13 protein-coding genes and 1 tRNA gene are annotated in these 18,587 nt (G+C 71.6%); 6 read left to right on the top strand and 8 right to left on the bottom strand.

Features of this window, described 5'->3' with window-relative positions; translation table 11 throughout:
• Positions 1 to 39: 39 nt before the first annotated feature.
• Positions 40 to 124 (bottom strand) — tRNA-Leu (locus BM144_RS20000).
• Positions 125 to 167: 43 nt separating this feature from the next.
• Between BM144_RS20000 and cysM the strand changes: the two genes are divergently transcribed.
• The 3 genes from cysM (at position 168) to BM144_RS19985 (ending at position 1,976) form a co-directional block, all read left to right on the top strand.
• Positions 168 to 1,079 (top strand): cysteine synthase CysM, encoded by a 912-nt coding sequence (gene cysM, locus BM144_RS19995; RefSeq protein WP_092956621.1) that lies wholly within the window; start codon positions 168 to 170, stop codon positions 1,077 to 1,079.
• A 91-nt stretch (positions 1,080 to 1,170) separates the two neighbouring features.
• Positions 1,171 to 1,716 (top strand): NUDIX hydrolase, encoded by a 546-nt coding sequence (locus BM144_RS19990; RefSeq protein ID WP_092956618.1) that lies wholly within the window; start codon positions 1,171 to 1,173, stop codon positions 1,714 to 1,716.
• Between the two features lie 32 nt (positions 1,717 to 1,748).
• Positions 1,749 to 1,976, top strand: a complete 228-nt coding sequence (locus BM144_RS19985; RefSeq protein WP_092956781.1) for a sulfurtransferase TusA family protein — start codon at positions 1,749 to 1,751, stop codon at positions 1,974 to 1,976.
• 193 nt (positions 1,977 to 2,169) lie between these two features.
• Here the strand turns inward: BM144_RS19985 and galU are convergent, their stop codons facing one another.
• The 3 genes from galU to BM144_RS19970 form a co-directional block, all read right to left on the bottom strand.
• On the bottom strand, positions 2,170 to 3,057 hold the full coding sequence (gene galU, locus BM144_RS19980) for a UTP--glucose-1-phosphate uridylyltransferase GalU (RefSeq protein ID WP_092956615.1): 888 nt from the start codon (positions 3,055 to 3,057) through the stop codon (positions 2,170 to 2,172).
• Positions 3,058 to 3,167: 110 nt separating this feature from the next.
• Positions 3,168 to 6,053, bottom strand: a complete 2,886-nt coding sequence (locus tag BM144_RS19975) for a valine--tRNA ligase (RefSeq protein WP_092956611.1) — start codon at positions 6,051 to 6,053, stop codon at positions 3,168 to 3,170.
• A 144-nt stretch (positions 6,054 to 6,197) separates the two neighbouring features.
• Entirely contained in the window at positions 6,198 to 6,827 is a 630-nt protein-coding gene (locus BM144_RS19970) for a VOC family protein (RefSeq protein ID WP_092956608.1), read from the bottom strand.
• Between the two features lie 253 nt (positions 6,828 to 7,080).
• Between BM144_RS19970 and BM144_RS19965 the strand changes: the two genes are divergently transcribed.
• Positions 7,081 to 8,784 carry an ABC-F family ATP-binding cassette domain-containing protein gene (locus tag BM144_RS19965; protein ID WP_092956605.1) on the top strand — a complete coding sequence of 568 codons (1,704 nt, stop codon included), beginning with the start codon at positions 7,081 to 7,083 and terminating at the stop codon, positions 8,782 to 8,784.
• A gap of 50 nt (positions 8,785 to 8,834) precedes the next feature.
• Here BM144_RS19965 and BM144_RS19960 read toward each other — a convergent pair whose 3' ends face one another.
• The 4 genes from BM144_RS19960 to hemC all read right to left on the bottom strand — a co-directional run bounded on the left by BM144_RS19960 (position 8,835) and on the right by hemC (position 13,034).
• Complete coding sequence (locus BM144_RS19960) at positions 8,835 to 10,112, bottom strand: heme biosynthesis HemY N-terminal domain-containing protein (RefSeq protein ID WP_092956602.1); 1,278 nt, start codon at positions 10,110 to 10,112, stop codon at positions 8,835 to 8,837.
• Between the two features lie 25 nt (positions 10,113 to 10,137).
• Positions 10,138 to 11,217: a uroporphyrinogen-III C-methyltransferase gene (locus BM144_RS19955; protein ID WP_092956599.1), complete on the bottom strand. Its 1,080-nt coding sequence runs from the start codon at positions 11,215 to 11,217 to the stop codon at positions 10,138 to 10,140.
• Positions 11,214 to 11,987, bottom strand: a complete 774-nt coding sequence (locus tag BM144_RS19950) for a uroporphyrinogen-III synthase (protein WP_092956778.1) — start codon at positions 11,985 to 11,987, stop codon at positions 11,214 to 11,216. The genes BM144_RS19955 and BM144_RS19950 overlap by 4 nt, the downstream gene beginning before the upstream one ends.
• Before the next feature lie 87 nt (positions 11,988 to 12,074).
• Positions 12,075 to 13,034, bottom strand: a complete 960-nt coding sequence (gene hemC, locus BM144_RS19945) for a hydroxymethylbilane synthase (RefSeq protein ID WP_092956596.1) — start codon at positions 13,032 to 13,034, stop codon at positions 12,075 to 12,077.
• 112 nt (positions 13,035 to 13,146) lie between these two features.
• On the opposite strand from hemC, the gene ppc reads away from it, so the two are divergent.
• Positions 13,147 to 16,005 (top strand): phosphoenolpyruvate carboxylase, encoded by a 2,859-nt coding sequence (ppc, locus tag BM144_RS19940; protein ID WP_092956593.1) that lies wholly within the window; start codon positions 13,147 to 13,149, stop codon positions 16,003 to 16,005.
• Positions 16,006 to 16,111: 106 nt separating this feature from the next.
• On the top strand, positions 16,112 to 18,424 hold the full coding sequence (gene yccS / locus BM144_RS19935; RefSeq protein WP_092956590.1) for a YccS family putative transporter: 2,313 nt from the start codon (positions 16,112 to 16,114) through the stop codon (positions 18,422 to 18,424).
• Positions 18,425 to 18,587 lie beyond the last annotated feature (163 nt).

Here is an 18,587-nt window from a genome sequence, read left to right as displayed (position 1 = left end):
AGCGCGGAACAAGCTATTGAAACCATAGCGCTGCAGCCATGGTGCCCGGGGCCGGAATCGAACCGGCACGCCTTGCGGCGGGGGATTTTGAGTCCCCTGCGTCTACCAATTTCACCACCCGGGCGACGCAAAGAAGGAAGTCGCGGATTATGGCACAGTAGCGCGCTATGCCTACGACGACCTACCCCACCATCGAAGACGCCATCGGCCGCACGCCCCTGGTCGCCTTGCAGCGCATCGGCGCCCAGGAAAACACTGCCAACGGCAATGTCGTGCTGGGCAAGCTGGAGGGCAACAACCCCGCCGGCTCCGTGAAGGACCGGCCTGCGCTGTCGATGATCCGGCGTGCCGAGGAGCGCGGCGAGATCCGCCCGGGCGATACGCTCATCGAAGCCACCTCCGGCAACACCGGCATCGCCCTCGCGATGGCCGCGGCGATCAAGGGCTACCGCATGGTGCTGGTGATGCCCGAGGACCTGTCCGTGGAGCGCGCCCAGACCATGAAGGCCTTCGGGGCCGAGCTGATCCTCACTCCGAAGAGCGGCGGCATGGAATATGCCCGCGATCTGGCCGACAACATGGTCAAGCAGGGCAAGGGCGTGGTGCTCGACCAGTTCGCCAACCCCGACAACCCCCGCATCCACTACGAAACCACGGGCCCCGAACTGTGGGAGCAGACGGGCGGTCGCATCACGCACTTCGTGAGCGCCATGGGCACCACGGGCACGATCACCGGTGTGTCGCGCTTCCTCAAGGAGAAGAACCCAGCGATCCAGATCGTGGGTGCGCAGCCCAAGGACGGCTCGCGCATTCCGGGCATCCGCAAGTGGCCACAGGAATACCTGCCCAAGATCTACGATCCGCGCGCCGTGGACGAGACGGTCAACGTGGGCCAGGACGACGCCGAGGACATGTGCCGCCGCCTGGCGCGCGAGGAGGGGATCTTCGCGGGCATCTCCGCGGCGGGGGCCTGCTGGGCCGCCCAGGAGATCGCACGCCGCGAGCGCGATGCGACCATCGTCTTCGTCGTCTGCGACCGGGGTGACCGCTACCTGTCCACCGGCGTGTTTCCGGCCTGACGGCATGCACCACCGGATTGGATGCCGAATGTGCTCCATGCCGCCGTATCCATTGGATTTTCTGCTATTAAAAAAATAGCGAAACGATTGCATGACGCCTGAACCCCGCTTCTGCCCGCAGTGCGCCACCGCGCTGGCGTGGGTCACCGCGCTGGAAGATGGCGGGGAACGCCAGCGGCTGCGCTGCCCTGCCTGCGGCTGGACGCACTGGAACAATCCCACGCCCGTCCTCGCCGCGGTGGTGGAGCTGGACGGCCGGGTGCTCCTGGCGCGCAACGCCGCGTGGGAGCACAAGGCGTTCGCGCTCATCACGGGTTTCATGGAGGCCGGCGAGACGCCGCAGGACGGCATCGTGCGCGAGATCCGGGAAGAGACGAACCTGGCGGTGAGCGCGCTCTCGCTGATCGGCGTGTATGACTTCCAGCGCATGAACCAGGTCATCGTGGCGTACCACGCGGTGGCCCATGGCGAGGTGAAGCTCTCGCCCGAGCTGGTGGACTACCGGCTCATCGCGCCGGAGGCGGTGCGGTGCTGGCCGTCGGGCACGGGCCAGGCGCTGGCCGACTGGCTGCGTGGGCGCGGCATCGAGCCCACGTTCGCGGAATGGCCGGGGCGCAGCGCGTCGCCCGCTGCGTAGAATCCTCCTCTTCGCTCCAGAAGCCGACGACGATGCACATCCACCAGGAAATCGACACCCGCGGTCTGAACTGCCCGCTGCCCATCCTCAAAGCCAAGAAGGCGCTGTCTGCGATGGCCAGCGGAGAGGTGCTGAAGGTGGTGTCCACCGACAACGGCTCGCTGCGCGACTTCCAGGCGTTCGCCAAGCAGACCGGCAACGAACTGCTGGAGCAGGCGACCGAAGGCGAGGAATTCATCCACGTGCTGCGGCGCCGCTGACACCAAGCCGGCTGCCCGGCGCCACGCCCGGCAGGCAACACCACCCGGATCGCCCTGCGCTCGTCGCTGGCCAGCGGCGGCGGCAACCGTAGCGCCAGCGCACGGAGCCCCCCATGAAAAAGGCGCCCCATCGGGGCGCCTTTGTCGTTCAGGAGCGGCCGGCCCCAGTGGGCACGGAGGGTTGGAGCCGGGCTCAGATCTCGACGGTCTTGAGGTACTCGCGGAATGCGGTACCCACTTGGGGATGCTGCAGCGCGAGTTCCACCGTGGCTTCCAGGAAGCCTTCCTTGCTGCCGCAGTCGTAGCGCTTGCCTTCGTAGCGGAAGGCGTAGACCGCCTCGCGGCCCATGAGCCGGGCGATCGCGTCGGTGAGCTGGATCTCGCCGCCCACGCCCTGGGGCTGGTTGCGGATCTCGTCGAACACGCCCGGCGTGAGGATGTAGCGGCCGGCCACGCCCATGCGCGAGGGCGCGTCTTCCGGCGCGGGCTTCTCCACGATGCGGTCGATGCGGATCAGCGGGCCGCCGGCGGGCTCGCCCGCCACGATGCCGTAGCGGCGCACCTGGTCCTGCGGGACTTCCTGCACGGCCAGCAGCGAACGCCCCTGCTTGCGAAAGGCGGCCGCCATCTGCGCCATGACGGGCTGGCCGCCGGGCGCGCCGACCATGAGGTCGTCGGCCAGCAGCACGGCGAAGGGCTCGCGCCCCACGAGCGGCTCGGCGCACAGCACGGCATGGCCCAGGCCCAGCGAGCGCGGCTGGCGCACGAAGGCGCAGTCCATGTCGTTCGGGGCGACCGAGCGCACCAGTTGCAGCAATTCCTGTTTGCCTGCCGCTTCCAGCTCGTTCTCGAGTTCGTAGGCGGTGTCGAAGTGGTCTTCGATGGCGCGCTTGCTGCGGCCCGTGACGAAGATCATGTGCCGGATGCCGGCCGAATAGGCCTCCTCGACGGCGTACTGGATCAGCGGCTTGTCCACGACCGGCAGCATCTCCTTGGGGGATGCTTTCGTGGCGGGCAGGAATCGGGTTCCCAGACCGGCCACGGGGAAGACGGCTTTGCGGATCGCGGAGTTATCGCTCATGAAGTTCCTCGGAGGAGTTGATCGTTATCGGAGCATGGTGGGGGCGCGGACGCGGGCATTCAACCGAAAGTGCACCTGCTTACACACGGGCGCGCCACCGTCCTACGGCCTCAGCCGAGCCGGGCCAGCTGGTCGCGCAGGCGCTCGATCGTGCTGCCGAAATCCGCCACGCGCTTCTGCTCCTGCTCGATGACGGCCGCGGGAGCCTTGGCGACGAAGGCCTCGTTGCCCAGCTTGCCGCGCGCCTTCGCGATCTCGCCCTCGATGCGGGCGATCTCCTTGGACAGGCGGGCTTTCTCGGCCGCCACGTCGATCTCCATGTGCAGGCACAGGCGGGCGTCGCCCACCACGGCCACGGGCGCGGCCTGCGCGGCAGCGGCCCAGGCGGCCTCGTCGTCGAACACCCTGACCTCGCTGAGCTTGGCCAGGGCCTGCAGCGCCGGAGCGGCGGTGCGCAGGAAATCGGCATCGCCCACGGCATAGAGCGGCAGGCGCGTGGCGGGCGAGACGTTCATCTCGCCGCGCAGCGTGCGGCAGGCATCGACCACGGCCTTCAGGCGGCCGACATGGGCCACCGCGGCCTCGTCGATGCGCTCGGGCTGGGCCTGCGGGTAGGCGGCGATGCTGACCGAAGCACCCCCGCGGCCGGCCACGGGCGCCACCTTCTGCCACAGCGCTTCGGTGATGAAGGGGATCAGCGGATGGGCCAGGCGCAGGATGGTCTCGAGCGTGCGGATCAGCGTGCGGCGCGTGGCGCGCTGCTGCGCCTCGGTGCCCGTCTGGATCTGCACCTTGGCGATCTCCAGGTACCAGTCGCAGAACTCGTTCCAGACGAATTCGTAGATCGCCTGCGCCACGTGGTCGAGGCGGAACTCCTCGAAGCCCTTGGCGACTTCGGCCTCGACCTTCTGCAGGGCGGAGACGATCCAGCGGTCGGGCTGGCTGAAGTCGAGGTATCCGCCGTCGCAGTCGGCCTGCGTGTGGTCGGAGAGGCCGCAGTCGTGCCCCTCGCAGTTCATCAGCACGAAGCGGCTGGCGTTCCAGAGCTTGTTGCAGAAGTTGCGGTAGCCCTCGCAGCGCTTGGAGTCGAAATTGATGCTGCGGCCCAGGCTCGCGAGCGCCGCGAAGGTGAAGCGCAGCGCATCGGCGCCATAGGCGGGAATGCCCTCGGGGAATTCCTTCTGCGTGTTCTTGCGCACCTGCGGCGCGGTCTCGGGGCGGCGCAGGCCCGTGGCGCGCTTTTCCAGCAGGGGTTCGAGGGCGATGCCGTCGATGAGGTCGACCGGGTCGAGCACGTTGCCCTCGGACTTGCTCATCTTCTTGCCCTGCGCGTCGCGCACCAGGCCGTGGATGTACACGTGCCTGAACGGCACGCGGCCCGTGAAGTGCGTGCCCATCATGATCATCCGGGCGACCCAGAAGAAGATGATGTCGTAGCCCGTCACCAGCACCGAGGAAGGCAGGTAGAGGTCGTAGTCCTTGGTGGCGGAGCCGTCATCCAGCGCCTGGGGCCAGCCGAGCGACGAGAACGGCACCAGCGCGGCGGAATACCAGGTGTCCAGCACGTCCGCATCGCGCGTGAGCTTCGCGCCCGCGCCGGCCTTCGCCCGGGCCTCGGCCTCGTCGCGGGCCACGTACACGTTGCCGGCCTCGTCGTACCACGCAGGGATCTGGTGGCCCCACCAGAGCTGGCGGCTGATGCACCAGTCCTGGATGTTGTTCATCCACTGGTTGTAGGTGTTGACCCAGTTCTCGGGCACGAACTCCACCTGGCTCGAGGCCACGGCGTCGATGGCCTTCTGCGCGATGCTCTTGCCCGTGGGGTCCTGCTCGCTCACCTTCGTCATCGCTACGAACCACTGGTCGGTGAGCATGGGCTCGACCACCTGGCCCGTGCGCGTGCAGATGGGGACCATGAGCTTGTGCTTCTTGGTCTCGACCAGGGCGCCGACAGCCTCCAGGTCGGCCACGACGGCCTTGCGGGCCACGAAGCGGTCCAGGCCCCGGTACTTCTCCGGCGCGTTGTCGTTGATGGTGGCCGCCAGGGTCAGCACCACGATCATCGGCAGGCCATGGCGCTGGCCCACCTGGTAGTCGTTGGGGTCGTGCGCGGGCGTGACCTTGACCACGCCGGTGCCGAATTCCTTGTCCACGTAGTCGTCGGCGATGATGGGGATCTCGCGGCCCACCAGGGGCAGCGTCACCGTCTTGCCGATCAGGTGGGTGTAGCGCTCGTCCTCGGGGTGCACCATCACGGCCACGTCGCCCAGCATGGTTTCCGGGCGCGTGGTGGCCACCGTGAGGCTGCCGCTGCCGTCGGTCAGCGGGTAGGCGATGTGCCAGAGCGAGCCGTCCTTCTCTTCGTTCTCGACCTCCAGGTCGGACACGGCGGACTGCAGCACCGGGTCCCAGTTGACCAGGCGCTTGCCGCGGTAGATCAGGCCCTGCTCGAAGAGGCGCACGAAGGTGTCGGTGACCACCTTCGAGAGCTTGTCGTCCATGGTGAAGTATTCGCGCGACCAGTCCACGCTGTCGCCCAGGCGGCGCATCTGCGTGGTGATGGTGCTACCGCTCTTTTCCTTCCACTCCCAGACCTTCTTCACGAAGTTCTCGCGGCCCAGGTCGTGGCGGCTCACGCCCTGGTCCTGCAGTTGGCGCTCCACCACGATCTGCGTGGCGATGCCGGCGTGGTCGGTGCCCGGAATCCAGGCCGTGTTGTAGCCCCGCATGCGGTGGTAACGCGTGAGGCTGTCCATGATCGTCTGGTTGAACGCATGGCCCATGTGCAGCGTGCCCGTCACGTTGGGCGGCGGCAACTGGATCGAGAAGTTCTCTTGCCGGGCGGCGGCGGCGGCATCGGGGGCCGAGGTGCCGCGGAAGCCCGCCACACCATAGCCCCGGCGTTCCCACTCGGGGCCCCAGTGGGCTTCCAGGGCGGAGGGTTCGAAGGACTTGGACAGGCTTTCAAGGCCGGGCTGGGACAGGGGCGAGCTCATGGGCGTGGACAAAGGAAGGTGCCGCGCCCTGCAGGGGCGCTGTCGCAGTGAAGGGGGATGGCCCGATTCTACGGGGCCATGCGCACCCGCCCCGCGCAGGCGTTGCCCGCGCCCCGCAGGCAGTGCCCGGCCGTGGGCGCGGGCTCAGCCGCGCGTACCGGGCACGTACTCCGGCCGGTCGTTGGCCTGGGGCTTGAGCGGCGCGGCGCCCTTGCCCTCGGCGCGCTCGCGGCGCCACTGCTCCTTGCGCGCCGTCCATTGCGCGAGGCGCTCGTGGGCCACCTGGCTGTCGCGGGCCATGTGCTCTTCGTCGGCCAGCTGCGCGGCGAGTTCGAGGCGGATGCCGTTGGGGTCGAAGAAATAGATGCTCTTGAAGATGTGGTGGTCGGTGACCCCGAGCACCTCGATGCCGTGCGCTTCCAGGCGGGCCTTGGTGTTGGCAAGCTCCTCCACCGTGTTCACGCGGAAGGCGATGTGGTTCACCCAGGCCGGCGTGTTGGGCGAGGGCTCGGCCTTCACGTCGTCGCCCAGGTCGAAGAAGGCGATGAAGGAGCCGTCCTGCAGCCGGAAGAAGAAGTGCGTGTAGGGGCAGTACTCGCCCGTGCTGGGCACGTAGTCGCTCTGGATGATGTGGTAGAGCGGCAGGCCCAGGATGTCTTCGTAGAAGTGGCGGGTTTCCTCGGCGTCTCGCGCGCGGTAGGCGTAGTGGTGCAGTTGCTGCACGGCGGCGGGCTGGGGCAGGGCGGCGTGTTCCGGCGCGGAAAGGACAGGCATGAGAGTCTCCTTCGGATGGTTCTGAAAATTGTACTATCCGTAATCGATTTCTTTTAGGGAGATTTGCGCAGGCCAGTCCCGGCGTCTATAGTCTTGGCCGCCACGGCGTGCCAGCCCCGGCCCCGTTGCCATCCCCTTCGGAGAGTCTTCACCCTTGCGCCACTGAGCCCCCCTCCCGTCCGTTCCGCACCCTTGCCCGAGACAAGCCCCGGGGCAGTGCGGCCGATCACGATGGCAAGGAGCCGGCTCGACCATGGCGACATTCAATGCGGACCGCCGTCCGCCCCGCAGCGCATCCGCCGCTGCCGCTTTTCCCTCTCTTTCCGCTTTTCCGCCCCCGGACACCGGGGCTTTCGCGCTGCGCCTGCGGCAACTGCAATGGTTGCGGCCCGGCGGCGAGCCCCTCTGGGCCGAGCCGCTGGATTTCACCCTGGCGCCCGGCATCACCGGCCTGGTGGGGGACAACGGCAGCGGCAAGAGCATGCTGCTCTCCCTGGCCGCGGGTGCAGCGATACCCGCCTGCGGGGTGGTGGAGCGCGCCGGCCGCCTGCACTTCGTCGGCCAGCACCGCCCCGGCGCCACGGTGGCGGACGTCGCGGGCATCGGCGATGTGCTGGAGGCGCTGCGGCGCCTGGAGGCGGGCCAGGGCGATGCCGCCGATCTGCTGCGCGCCGAGGGGCGCTGGGATTGGCCGGCCCGGTGGCAGCGCATCCTCCAGGGCATCGGGCTGGGCCATCTGTCCGCGCGCCGCGATGCCGCATGCCTGAGCGGCGGCGAGCGGGCGCGCGTCGCGTTGGCCGGTGCCTTCCTGTCGGGGGCCGAGGTGCTGCTGCTGGACGAGCCCACCAACCACCTCGATGCACCCGCGCGGGAATGGCTCGTGCAGGCGCTCTCGGTCTGGCCGGGCGCGGTGCTGGTGGCCAGCCACGACCGGGCGCTGCTGGATGCGGCGGACCGGATCGCCGAGCTCTCGCCGCGCGGCCTGCGCCTCCATGGCGGCCACTGGACCGCGTTCGCGGCGCAGCGGGACGCCGAGGCCGGCGCGGCCCGGGAGGCCCTGCGCCACGCGCGCGCCGAGCGCTCCGGCACGCTGCGCGCGCTGCGGCAGCAGCAGGACGCGCAGGGCCGGCGGACCGCCTGTGGCACCGCGGCCCGCGAGGGTGCCAACCAGTCCCCGCTGTTGCTGGACCGCAAGAAGGAGCAGGCCGAGGCCCATGCCGGCCGCGAAAGCGTGCGCCGCGGGCTGGTGCGGGAGCGGCTGGACGCCACGGTGCGCGAGGCGTTCGAGCGGGCGCCGCCGCCGCGGACCATCGCGCTGCCGCTGCCTGCGAGCGCCATCCCGGCCGGCAAGCCGGTGCTGCGCCTGGAAGGCATGGTGCCGCCGTGGGGCCCGCGGCAGGCGCTGGACGGGGTGTGGAGCGGCCCGGTGCGCATCGCCGTCAGCGGCCCGAACGGCAGCGGCAAGAGCACGCTGCTGCGCCTGCTGGCCGGGCAACTGGCGCCGTCGGCAGGGCGGGTGCGATGCGCGGTGCGCACGGCATGGCTCGACCAGGACAGCCTGGAACTGCTGCCGCCTGCGCTGAGCGTGCTGGAGCGGCTGGCGCAGACCGGCTCGCCGCTGGCCCCGGCGGCCCTGCGCACACGCCTGGCCCAGCTCGGCCTGGACGCGGCGTGCGTGCACCGTCCGTCCGGCGGCCTGAGCGGCGGCGAGCGCATCAAGGCCGCGCTGGCCTGCGCGCTCTGGGGCGGGGCGCCCGCGCAGATGCTGTTGCTGGACGAGCCGACCAACCATCTCGACATGGCGGCCGTGCTGGCGCTGCAGGAGGCGCTGTCGTCGTTCACGGGCGCGCTGGCCGTGGTGTCGCACGATCCGGCCTTCCTGCGGGCGCTGGCGCCGCAGGTGGCCTGGACCAGCGATGGGGAGCGATGGGATCTCGCGGCCGCGCTGCCGCCGTGACGGGCGCGGCGCGGCGCGGCGCGGGAGGGGCGCTGGAGGGGCCGCAGGCCTCAGGAGGCCAGCGCGGCGTGCTTCCAGGCGGCCGCGGCGGCCTCGGCGTCACCGCGCTGCTCGGCCAGCTCGGCGAGGTGGCGCCAGGCGCGGCAGCGCAGCGTGCCGTCGTCCAGCTGCAGGGTGGACTGGGTGAAGAGTTGCTGGGCCTTGCCCCAGAGCTGGCGGCGCAGGCAGGCCATGCCCGAGAGGTACTGCAGCCGCGCATCGCGCGGGTTGGCCTGCTGGGCGGCCTCGATGCGGGCCAGCCACGCGGGGTCGAGCGCGTCGAGGTTGCTCTCCAGCGCCCGCACCAGCTTGAGCGCCTGGGCGTCCGAGAGCGGATCGGTGCCGCCCACCATGCGTTCCCAGGCCGGCAGCAGCCAGGTGCGCACCTGGCCGTGGTCGCCACCCAGGGCCGTGAGGCGCTGGGCCGCGTGGATGGCCAGCTCGGGCATGGCCCGCTCGGCCGGCTCGAGCGACATCCACGCCTGCTGCAGTTGCACCGGGTCGTGCGCACCGTTCAGCAGTTCGATGGCCAGGCCCCGCACGATGCTCTGCGCCGCGGCGGGCGAGAACGCGCGGTGCTTGCCGAGCAGGCGCGCGGTCTCCAGCGCCTCCTGTGTCTGGTGCGACAGGCGCGTGGCCTTGAGCCGCGCGCGCAGCGCCAGGGTGCGGCGGGCGGCGCCCTGCGGCAGCGCGGCGAGGTGTTCCAGCGCGGTGGCGGCGTCGCGTTCGTCGAGCGACCAGCGCGCGGCGCGCAGCTGGGCGCCTTCGCGCAGTTCCAGCTCGCTCACGGGGGCGCGGGCGGGGATGTTGTCCAGCGCGTTGCGCAGGTGGGCCTCGCGCGTGGCGCGGTCCTGCAGCGCGTGCGAGCTTTCGGCCGCCACGAGGTGCGAGAGCGTGCGCAGCTGGCGGCCGTGCGGCACGGCTTCACCGGCCGCCTCGAGCGCGGTTTCCTGCGCGAGCGCGGCCATGGCGGCCTTGCGCGAGCGCAGGAAGCGCCCGGCCAGCAGCTGCGAGAGCGCGTCGAGCAGCGCGGCGTGCATGGCGCGTTCCTTCTGCTGCACGCGCCAGCGGCGCGCCTGCCCCGGCAGTTCGAGCAGGGCCGAGAGCGCACGCAGTGCGGCATAGACCGTGGCGAAGCCGCCGATGAGCAGCAGCAGCACGAAGTTGAGCGACAGATCGACGCGGTAGGGCGGCCAGAACAGGGTCACGGTGCCCTGGTTGTTGCCCGCGAAAAGCGCCGCCGCGACGGCGACGCCGAAAAGTGCCAGGAACCAGAGTGCTGCGCGCATGGGTCGGGGTGCCTCCTGCGCGGTCTCAGCGGCCCGCCGCGGCGGTGGCCAGCGCGGCGAAGGTCTCGTCCAGCGTCGGCAGCGCGGCGCCCTTCAGGTGCATCTGCGCCTGCTGCAGCACGGTGGCGGCCGACTGGGTGCGGCGCGCGGCGGGGTCGAAATACCGGCCCAGCGCATTGCTCGCGGAGGCCAGGTCGGCGCGCGCCGATTCGTATTGGCGCGCCAGGATGGCCAGCCGCGCGTTCATGAGCTGGAGCTTGAGGTTCTCGCGCAGGAAGAAGGCCTGGTCGGGCGCGATGAGGATGGCCTCGGGCCGGTCGATGCGGGTCACGCGCAGCAGCTGCCGCGCCTCGTCGCGCACGACTTCCCAGCCGCGCTGCAGCGTCGCCTGCCACCAGGGCATCGGCGCGGTGTCGGCAGCGCCGCCGTCGGGCGCGCGGCTGCCGGCGGCGTTCATGCGGCGCGTGGCGGCGGCCTGCGCCACGGCGTTCTGCAGCGGCAGCTCGTCCACCTGGCGCATGAGGTCGTCCAGGCGGGCCAGCAGGCCGGCGGTGTCGGTGACCTGTGCCGCGCCCACGCGGTCGATGTCGCGGCCGATGGCACGCGCCACGGGAGCGAGCCGGGGCTGGGCGGCGCGCTCGATGCGCTGGTTGGCGCTCTTGAGTGCGGCCACCACGGGCTCCAGGCTGCCCGTGAGCTGGGCCTGCTGCTGCGCGAGGCGCAGGGCGGATTCGATGTCGACCACGAGGTTCTCGTCGCGGGAGCGCGAGAGGCTCTGCATGAGTTCTTCGAGCTGGCTGCGCTGCAGCGCGACTTCGCTCACGCGGGTCTCGTTCACGGCGATGCGGGCGGACACGTCGCGCGACATGTCGAGGGCCTGGTTGGCGAGCGTGCGCGCCTCGATGGACTGCGCGCCGGCATCGGCCGACTGGCGCGCCAGTTGCTCCTGGATGCTGCCCAGGCGCTGCCACAGCAGGATGCTGGTGGCGAGGCCCGCCACGGCGACCACGCCCAGCAGGAGCATCACGGCGCGCTGCACGCCGGGGGCCCCGGAAGGGGTGGCGGCGGGCGGCGCGGAGGGTGCGAGGGAAGGCTCGGAACTCATGGGTGGGATTCTATCGATGCGACCACGTCGCTCAGGGCGGGCCGGCACTGCCGCACGGCCCCGAAACCCGCGTCCTGCGCGGCCTGCGCGATGCGGGGGTGGGTGGCGAGCGCCCGCGCTTGTGCCCAGTCCTGGTCCGGCAGCGCCTGCTGCAGGTGGGCCACGGCTTCGGAGCTGCTGAACAGCCAGAGCGAGCCGTCGGCGGCGGCGGTGCGCGCCAGGGCCTCCTGCGCGGGGGTGAGCTGCGGCGCGCCGCGCTCGTAGGCGGCGACGAAGTCGGTGTGCCCGCCGGCGGCGGCGATCTGCTGCGCGAGCCATTCGCGGCCCGAGCCCGCCGTGCCGTCCGCGCCGCCGCTCTCGGCCTGGGCGCCGCGCACGATCAGGATGCGGTCGCCCGGGCGCACCTGCGGCGCCACCTGTGCCCAGAGCGATTCGGAGTCGAACTGGGTGGCGTCGGCGGCCGGGCGGTCGATCGATGCGGCCGGCACGCCGGCCTGCCGCAGCGCCTGGGCCGTGCCGGGGCCGGGTGCCCATACTCTCGTTTTGATAGCAGACTCTTCAATGAATACGGCGGCATCGGGCCCCTGGGGCTCGAAGAAGTGGTGCACGGCATTGCTGCTGACGAACATCACCGCGCGCCATTGGCGCCAGCCGTCGCGCGCGGCCTGCAGGGCGGCGCGGGCCTCGGGGTGGGCGCAGGCGCGGATCGCGATGAGCGGCAGGGCCTGGGCGTCTATGCCGCGCGCATGCAGGTGGACCACCCACTGCATGGCGTCGCGCTCGGGCCGGGTGACGATGGCGCGGCGCGGCGTGGCGGGGTCCGGATCGATGTGGAGCACGGCGGAGGGCGCAGGGCTTCAGGCCGGCACCTGCGCACCGGCGGCGCGCAACTGCGCGGCCACGGCGGTGCCCAGGGCCTCGGCCTCGGCCAGGGTGGAGACAGGGGCCGCGACGCGCACGCGCACCAGCGGCAGGCGGCCTTGCGGATCGCCCCAGGCGCCGTCGAGGGCGAGCGTGGCGGCATCGGTCCAGCGGCCGTGGGCGGCCAGCGGCACCGAGCAGCTGCCGCCCAAGGCGCGGCTCACGGCGCGTTCGGCGGCCACGGTGAGCCAGGTGGGCAGGTGGGCCAGGGGCGCGAGCGCCTCGATCAGGTCGTGCCGGTCGGTGCGCACTTCCAGGCCCAGCGCGCCCTGGCCGGCGGCGGGCAGCATGTCGTCCGGCTCGAACAGCGCGCGGATGCGGTCCTCCATCCCCAGGCGCTTCAGGCCCGCGGCCGCGAGCACGATGGCGTCGTACTGGCCCTCGTCCAGCTTGCGCAGCCGGGTGTCGAGGTTGCCGCGCAGCGGCTGGATGGAGAGGTCGGGGCGCTCGGCCTGCAGCAGCACCTGTCGGCGCAGGCTGGAGGTGCCCACCACCGCGCCGTGCGGCAGGTCGGCCAGGCGCGCGTAGCGGGACGAGACGAAGGCGTCGCGCGGGTCTTCGCGCTCCATCACGCAGGCCAGCGCGAAGCCTTCGGGCAGCTCCATCGGCACGTCCTTGAGCGAGTGGACGGCGATGTGCGCACGGCCTTCCTGCAGGGCGACTTCCAGTTCCTTCACGAAGAGGCCCTTGCCGCCCACCTTGGAGAGCGTGCGGTCGAGGATCTGGTCGCCGCGCGTGGTCATGCCCAGCAGGGCGACGTCGTGGCCGCGTGCGCGCAGCAGGGCCTGCACGTGCTCGGCCTGCCAGAGCGCCAGGCGGCTCTCGCGCGTGGCGATGACGATGGGGGGAAGGGCGGGAGAAGCGGGGGGGAGGGAGGGGGAGACGGGTGGTTGCATCGCGGTGTTGGCGGCCGGCCGGGCAGAGGCTCTGCGGCCCTGGCGGGGATGCTAGCATGCTGCGCCGCAGCACCCACGCCTCGTCCGCGAGCGCTCCAGGAGACCCTTCCGCATGAATGCGACGCCATCCCGCAAGACGACCGATCCCGCGCCCGAAGCCGCGCCCGCGCAGCCCGCCGGGCGCCGCACCGACAAGGACCAGCCGCTGATCCAGGACATCCGCCTGCTCGGGCGCATCCTGGGCGACGTGATCCGCGAGCAGGAGGGCGTGGCGGCCTACGACCTCGTCGAGCAGGTGCGCAAGCTCTCGGTGGCCTTCCGCCGCGATGCCGACCAGGAGGCCGACAAGGCGCTCAAGAAGCGGCTCAAGGGCCTCTCGGGCGACCAGACGGTGAGCGTGATCCGCGCCTTCACGTATTTCAGCCACTTGGCCAACCTGGCCGAGGACCGGCACCACATCCGCCGCCGCACCGTGCACGAGCGCGCCGGCAGCGCCCAGGAGGGCAGCATCGAGGTGGCCCTGGCGCGCCTGCGCTGGGCCGGCATCGCGCCGCGCGCGGTGGCGCAGACGCTGGCGCGCAGCTACGTGGCGCCGGTGCTCACCGCCCACCCCACCGAGGTGCAGCGCAAGAGCATCCTGGACGCCGAGCGCGACATCGCCGAGCTGCTGGCCGAGCGCGACGAGATCCAGGCCCGCGCCCAGCTCTACAAGGCCGCGCGCGACGCGCTCTCGCCGCGCGAGCTGGCCGCCAACGAGGCCCGCCTGCGCGCCCGCGTGGCGCAGCTCTGGCAGACGCGGCTGCTGCGCTATTCCAAGCTCACCGTGGCCGACGAGATCGAGAACGCGCTCTCCTATTACGAATCGACCTTCCTGCGCGAGATCCCCAGGCTGTACGAAGACCTGGAGCGTGCGCTGGGCAGCCAGCCCGTGGCGAGCTTCCTGCGCATGGGCCAGTGGATCGGCGGCGACCGCGACGGCAACCCCAACGTGAGCGCGCAGACGCTGTCGCTCGCGCTCCGGCGGCAGGCCGAGGTGGCGCTGCGCCACTACCTGACCGAGGTGCACTACCTGGGCGGCGAGCTGTCGCTGTCGGCGCGGCTCGTGCAGGTTTCGCCCGAGATGCAGCAGCTGGCCGAGCGCTCGCCCGACACCAGCGAGCACCGCCAGGACGAGCCCTACCGGCGGGCGCTCACGGGCATCTATGCGCGCCTGGCGGCCACGCTGCGCGAGCTGACCGGCGGCGAGGCCGCGCGCCACGCGGTGGCGCCGCAGAACCCCTATGCGGTGTCCGAGGAGTTCCTGGCCGATCTGCGCGTGATCGAGGCATCGCTGCGCTCGCACGGCGGCACGGCGCTGTCGCTGCAGCGGCTGCACCCGCTGGTGCGCGCGGTGGAGGTGTTCGGCTTCCACCTCGCCACGGTGGACCTGCGGCAAAGCTCCGACCAGCACGAGCGCGTGGTGGCCGAGCTGCTGGCCACGGCGCGGCTCGAAGAGGATTACGCGGCTCTGCCCGAGCCCGAGCGCGAGGCTCTGCTGGTGCGCCTGCTGTGCGATGCGCGGCCGCTGCGCGTGGTGGGCGCCGAATACTCCGAGCACGCGCGCGGCGAGATCGCGATCTTCGAGACCGCGCGCCGCATGCGCGAGCGCTACGGCACGCAGGCCATCCGCCACTACATCATCAGCCACACCGAGACGGTGAGCGACCTGCTGGAGGTGCTGCTGCTGCAAAAGGAAGTGGGCCTGATGCACGGCACGCTCGATGCGCCCGACGCGCGCGCCGACCTGATCGTGGTGCCGCTCTTCGAGACCATCGGCGACCTGCGCAACGCCCAGCCGATCATGCGTGCGCTCTACGAGGTGCCGGGCTTCGCGGCCCTGGTGCAGCGCAGCGGCGCCGAGCAGGACATCATGCTCGGCTACTCCGACAGCAACAAGGACGGCGGCATCTTCACGAGCAACTGGGAGCTGTACCGCGCCGAGATCGCGCTGGTGGAGCTGTTCGACACGCTGGAGTCGCGCCATCGCATCCGCCTGCGCCTCTTCCACGGCCGCGGCGGCACGGTGGGGCGTGGCGGCGGCCCGAGCTACCAGGCCATCCTGGCGCAGCCCCCGGGCACCGTGCGCGGGCAGATCCGCCTCACCGAGCAGGGGGAGGTGATCGCCTCCAAGTACGCCAACCCCGAGATCGGGCGGCGCAACCTGGAGACGCTGGTGGCCGCCACGCTGGAGGCCACGCTGCTCCAGCCCACCAAGTCGGCCACCCCCGCCTTCCACGATGCCGCGGCCGAACTCTCGGAGGCGAGCATGGCGGCGTACCGTGCGCTGGTGTACGAGACACCGGGCTTCGCCGACTATTTCTTCAACGCCACGCCGATCCGCGAGATCGCCGAGCTGAACATCGGCTCGCGCCCCGCGTCGCGCAAGCCCAGCCAGAAGATCGAGGACCTGCGTGCCATCCCCTGGGGCTTCAGTTGGGGCCAGTGCCGGCTCACGCTGCCGGGCTGGTACGGCTTCGGGTCGGCCGTGGAGGCCTTCGTGAAGGCGCCCGGCGAGAACGCCAAGGCGCGCATGGCGCTCTTGCAGAAGATGTACCGCCAGTGGCCGTTCTTCCGCACGCTGCTCTCCAACATGGACATGGTGCTGGCCAAGAGCGACCTGGCGCTCGCCTCGCGCTACAGCGAACTCGTGGCCGACGCGCGCCTGCGCCGCAAGGTGTTCGGCGCGATCGAGGCCGAATGGCAGCGCACGGTGGACGCGCTCGCGCGCATCACCGGCGACCGGCAGCGCCTGGCGCACAACACGGCGCTGGCGCGCTCCATCCGCCACCGCTTCCCCTACATCGATCCGCTGCACCACCTGCAGGTGGAGCTGGTGCGCCGCTGGCGCGCGGGCGAGGGCAGCGAGCGCGTGCAGACCGGTATCCACATCTGCATCAACGGCATCGCGGCGGGCCTGCGCAACACGGGATGAACGGCGCCCGGAGCGGGCCGGACGCCCGGCGGGTCCGCTTCTTGCAGGCCACGCCGGGCGGCCGCTGTGCGCCGCCTGCGGAGCGAACGGCCCTGAAAGCGTGGTGATGGAAACGGCAACGGCAACGGAAACGGCGAAGAAGACGACAACGACGGCGGTGGCAGCGGCCGACCCCGCGCTGCCGGGCCCGGAGGGCGCCGGCTGGCTGCGCCGGCTCTGGGCGCAGGACGCCTTCGTCTACAGCCTGCGCGTGTTCATCGCGCTCAGCGGCGCCATGGCGCTGTGCTGGTGGCGCGACCAGGTGGCGCTCGTGACGCCGCTCTTCCTGGGCATCATCGCGAGCGCGCTGGCCGAGACCGACGACAGCTGGCGTGGCCGGCTGCGCGCGGTGCTGGTGATGCTCGCGTGCTTCGCGCTGGCGGCGTTCTCCGTGCAGGTGCTGCTGCCGCACCCGGCGTGGTTCGTGGCGGGCCTGGCGCTCTCCACCTTCGGCTTCACGATGCTGGGCGCCCTCGGCGAGCGCTACCGCGCCATCGCCTCGGCCACGGTGATCCTGGCGCTCTATGCCGCGATCAGCGCTTCGTCGGGTACGCCCGCGCAGGAGGCGCCCGGCGGCGCGTGGCAGGTGCCGCTGCTGCTGCTCGCGGGGGCGGCGTGGTATGCGCTGCTCTCGCTGCTCTGGTGCGCGCTGTTCCCGCACCAGCCGGTGCGCCAGAACCTCGCGCAGCTCTACGACCAGCTCGGCACCTACCTGCGCCTGAAGGCCCGGCTGTTCGAGCCCGTGCGCGGCGTGGACGTGGAGCGCCGCCGCCTCGCGCTCGCGCAGACCAACGGCCGCGTGGTGGCGGCCCTCAACGCCACCAAGGAAAGCATCTTCAGCCGCTGGGGCACGGGCCCGGGCGGCAGGGCACGGGCCCTGCCCGCGGGCCGCATGCTGCGGCACCTGAACCTGTATTTCATCGCGCAGGACATCCACGAGCGCGCGAGTTCCTCGCACCACCACTACAGCGAGTGGGCCGACGTGCTCTTCCACAGCGACGTGCTCTACCGCTGCCAGCGCGTGCTGCAGTTGCAGGGCGTCGAATGCGCGCGCATCGCGCAGGCGCTGCAGAGGCACCAGCCGTTCGTGCGCGATGGTTCCGTGGCGCGCGCCATGGACGACCTGCGCGGCGCCATCGCCTACCTGGAGGCCCAGGGCCGCGCCGAATGGCAGCGCCCGCTGCGCAGCCTGCGCGCGCTGGCGCGCAACCTCGCCACGCTCGATGCCCAGCTCGACGCGGCCGCGCACCCCGAGGGCGGCGGCGAGCGCGCCGGCGACAGCAGCCTGCTGGACCGCTCGCCGCGCTCGCTGGCCGACGCCTGGGAGCGTGTGCGTGCGCAACTGCGGCCCGGCGCGCCGCTCTTCCGGCACGCCGCGCGGCTGTCGCTGGCGCTCGCGGCCGGCCATGGCGCGATGCAGCTCATCGACCCGGTGCACGGCTACTGGATCCCGCTCGCCACGCTGTTCGTGTGCCAGCCCACCTACGGCGCCACGCTGGCCCGCGTGGCGCAGCGCATCGCGGGCACGGCCGTGGGGCTGGTGGTGGGCTGGGCGCTGCTGCGGCTGTTCCCGAGCCTGCCGCTGCAGGCGCTCTTCGCCGTGGCGGCCGGCGTGCTGTTCTTCGTGACCCGCACCACGCGCTACCTCACGGCCACGGCCGCCATCACGCTGCTGGTGCTCATGTGCTTCAACCAGGCCACCGGCGAGGCGCACGCGCTGATCCTGCCGCGCCTGCTCGACACCCTGATCGGCAGCGCCATCGCGGCCGTGGCGATGCTCTGGGTGCTGCCCGACTGGCAGGGCCGCCGGCTCGCGTCGGTGGCGGCCCAGGCGCTCGCGGCGCACGCCCACTACCTGCGCGAGATCCTCTCGCAGTACGCCACCGGCAAGGCCGACGACCTGGACTACCGCCTCGCGCGGCGCAACGCGCACAACGCCGACGCGGCGCTCTCCACCACGCTATCGCACCTGCTGCAGGAGCCGCGCCACGTGCGCTCGCACTCGCTGGCCGGCATGCGCATGCTGGTGGCATCGCACACGCTGCTGAACTATCTCTCGGCATTGGGCGCGCACCGTGCCGGGCCGGCGGGGCCCGAGGCCGACCTGGCGCACACGGCGGGGGCGCACGCGGCCGGGCGGCTGGATGCCCTGGCCGCGGGGCTGCGGGGGGAGGCGGGTGTGGAAGAAGGTATCGCTGCGGAGGCCGGGCGGGGCGAGGGCATGGCGCAGGCCCTGGAGCGGGCGGCGGATGCAGTGGGGGAGGGGGAGTCTGCGGCGGCGCAGACGTTGAGGACGCTGCAGATGCAGGTGGCGTTGGTGTGCCGGCAGGTGGGGGTGATCGAGGGGGTGGTGGGGGAGTGGGGGGTGAAGGTGGGGTGAGGGGTTATGGAGTTTTTGGCCTCATGCCGCCGGATTCATTGGATAGTTTGCTATTGTTTTTGTAGTTGATTGTTGGTTACGTTGGGCTCTTTGGCTCTGCGCTATGGCGGAGTTTTGTTTTGGGTTTGTTTCCCGGGGCCGGGTCTCGGCCCGGCGGCCGAGG

The organism is Paracidovorax konjaci (genome assembly GCF_900112675.1).
Taxonomy (GTDB): Bacteria; Pseudomonadota; Gammaproteobacteria; order Burkholderiales; family Burkholderiaceae_C; genus Paracidovorax; species Paracidovorax konjaci.
Note: the sequence above shows the minus strand (reverse complement) of the source record. Positions and strands in the feature narration are given on the sequence as shown.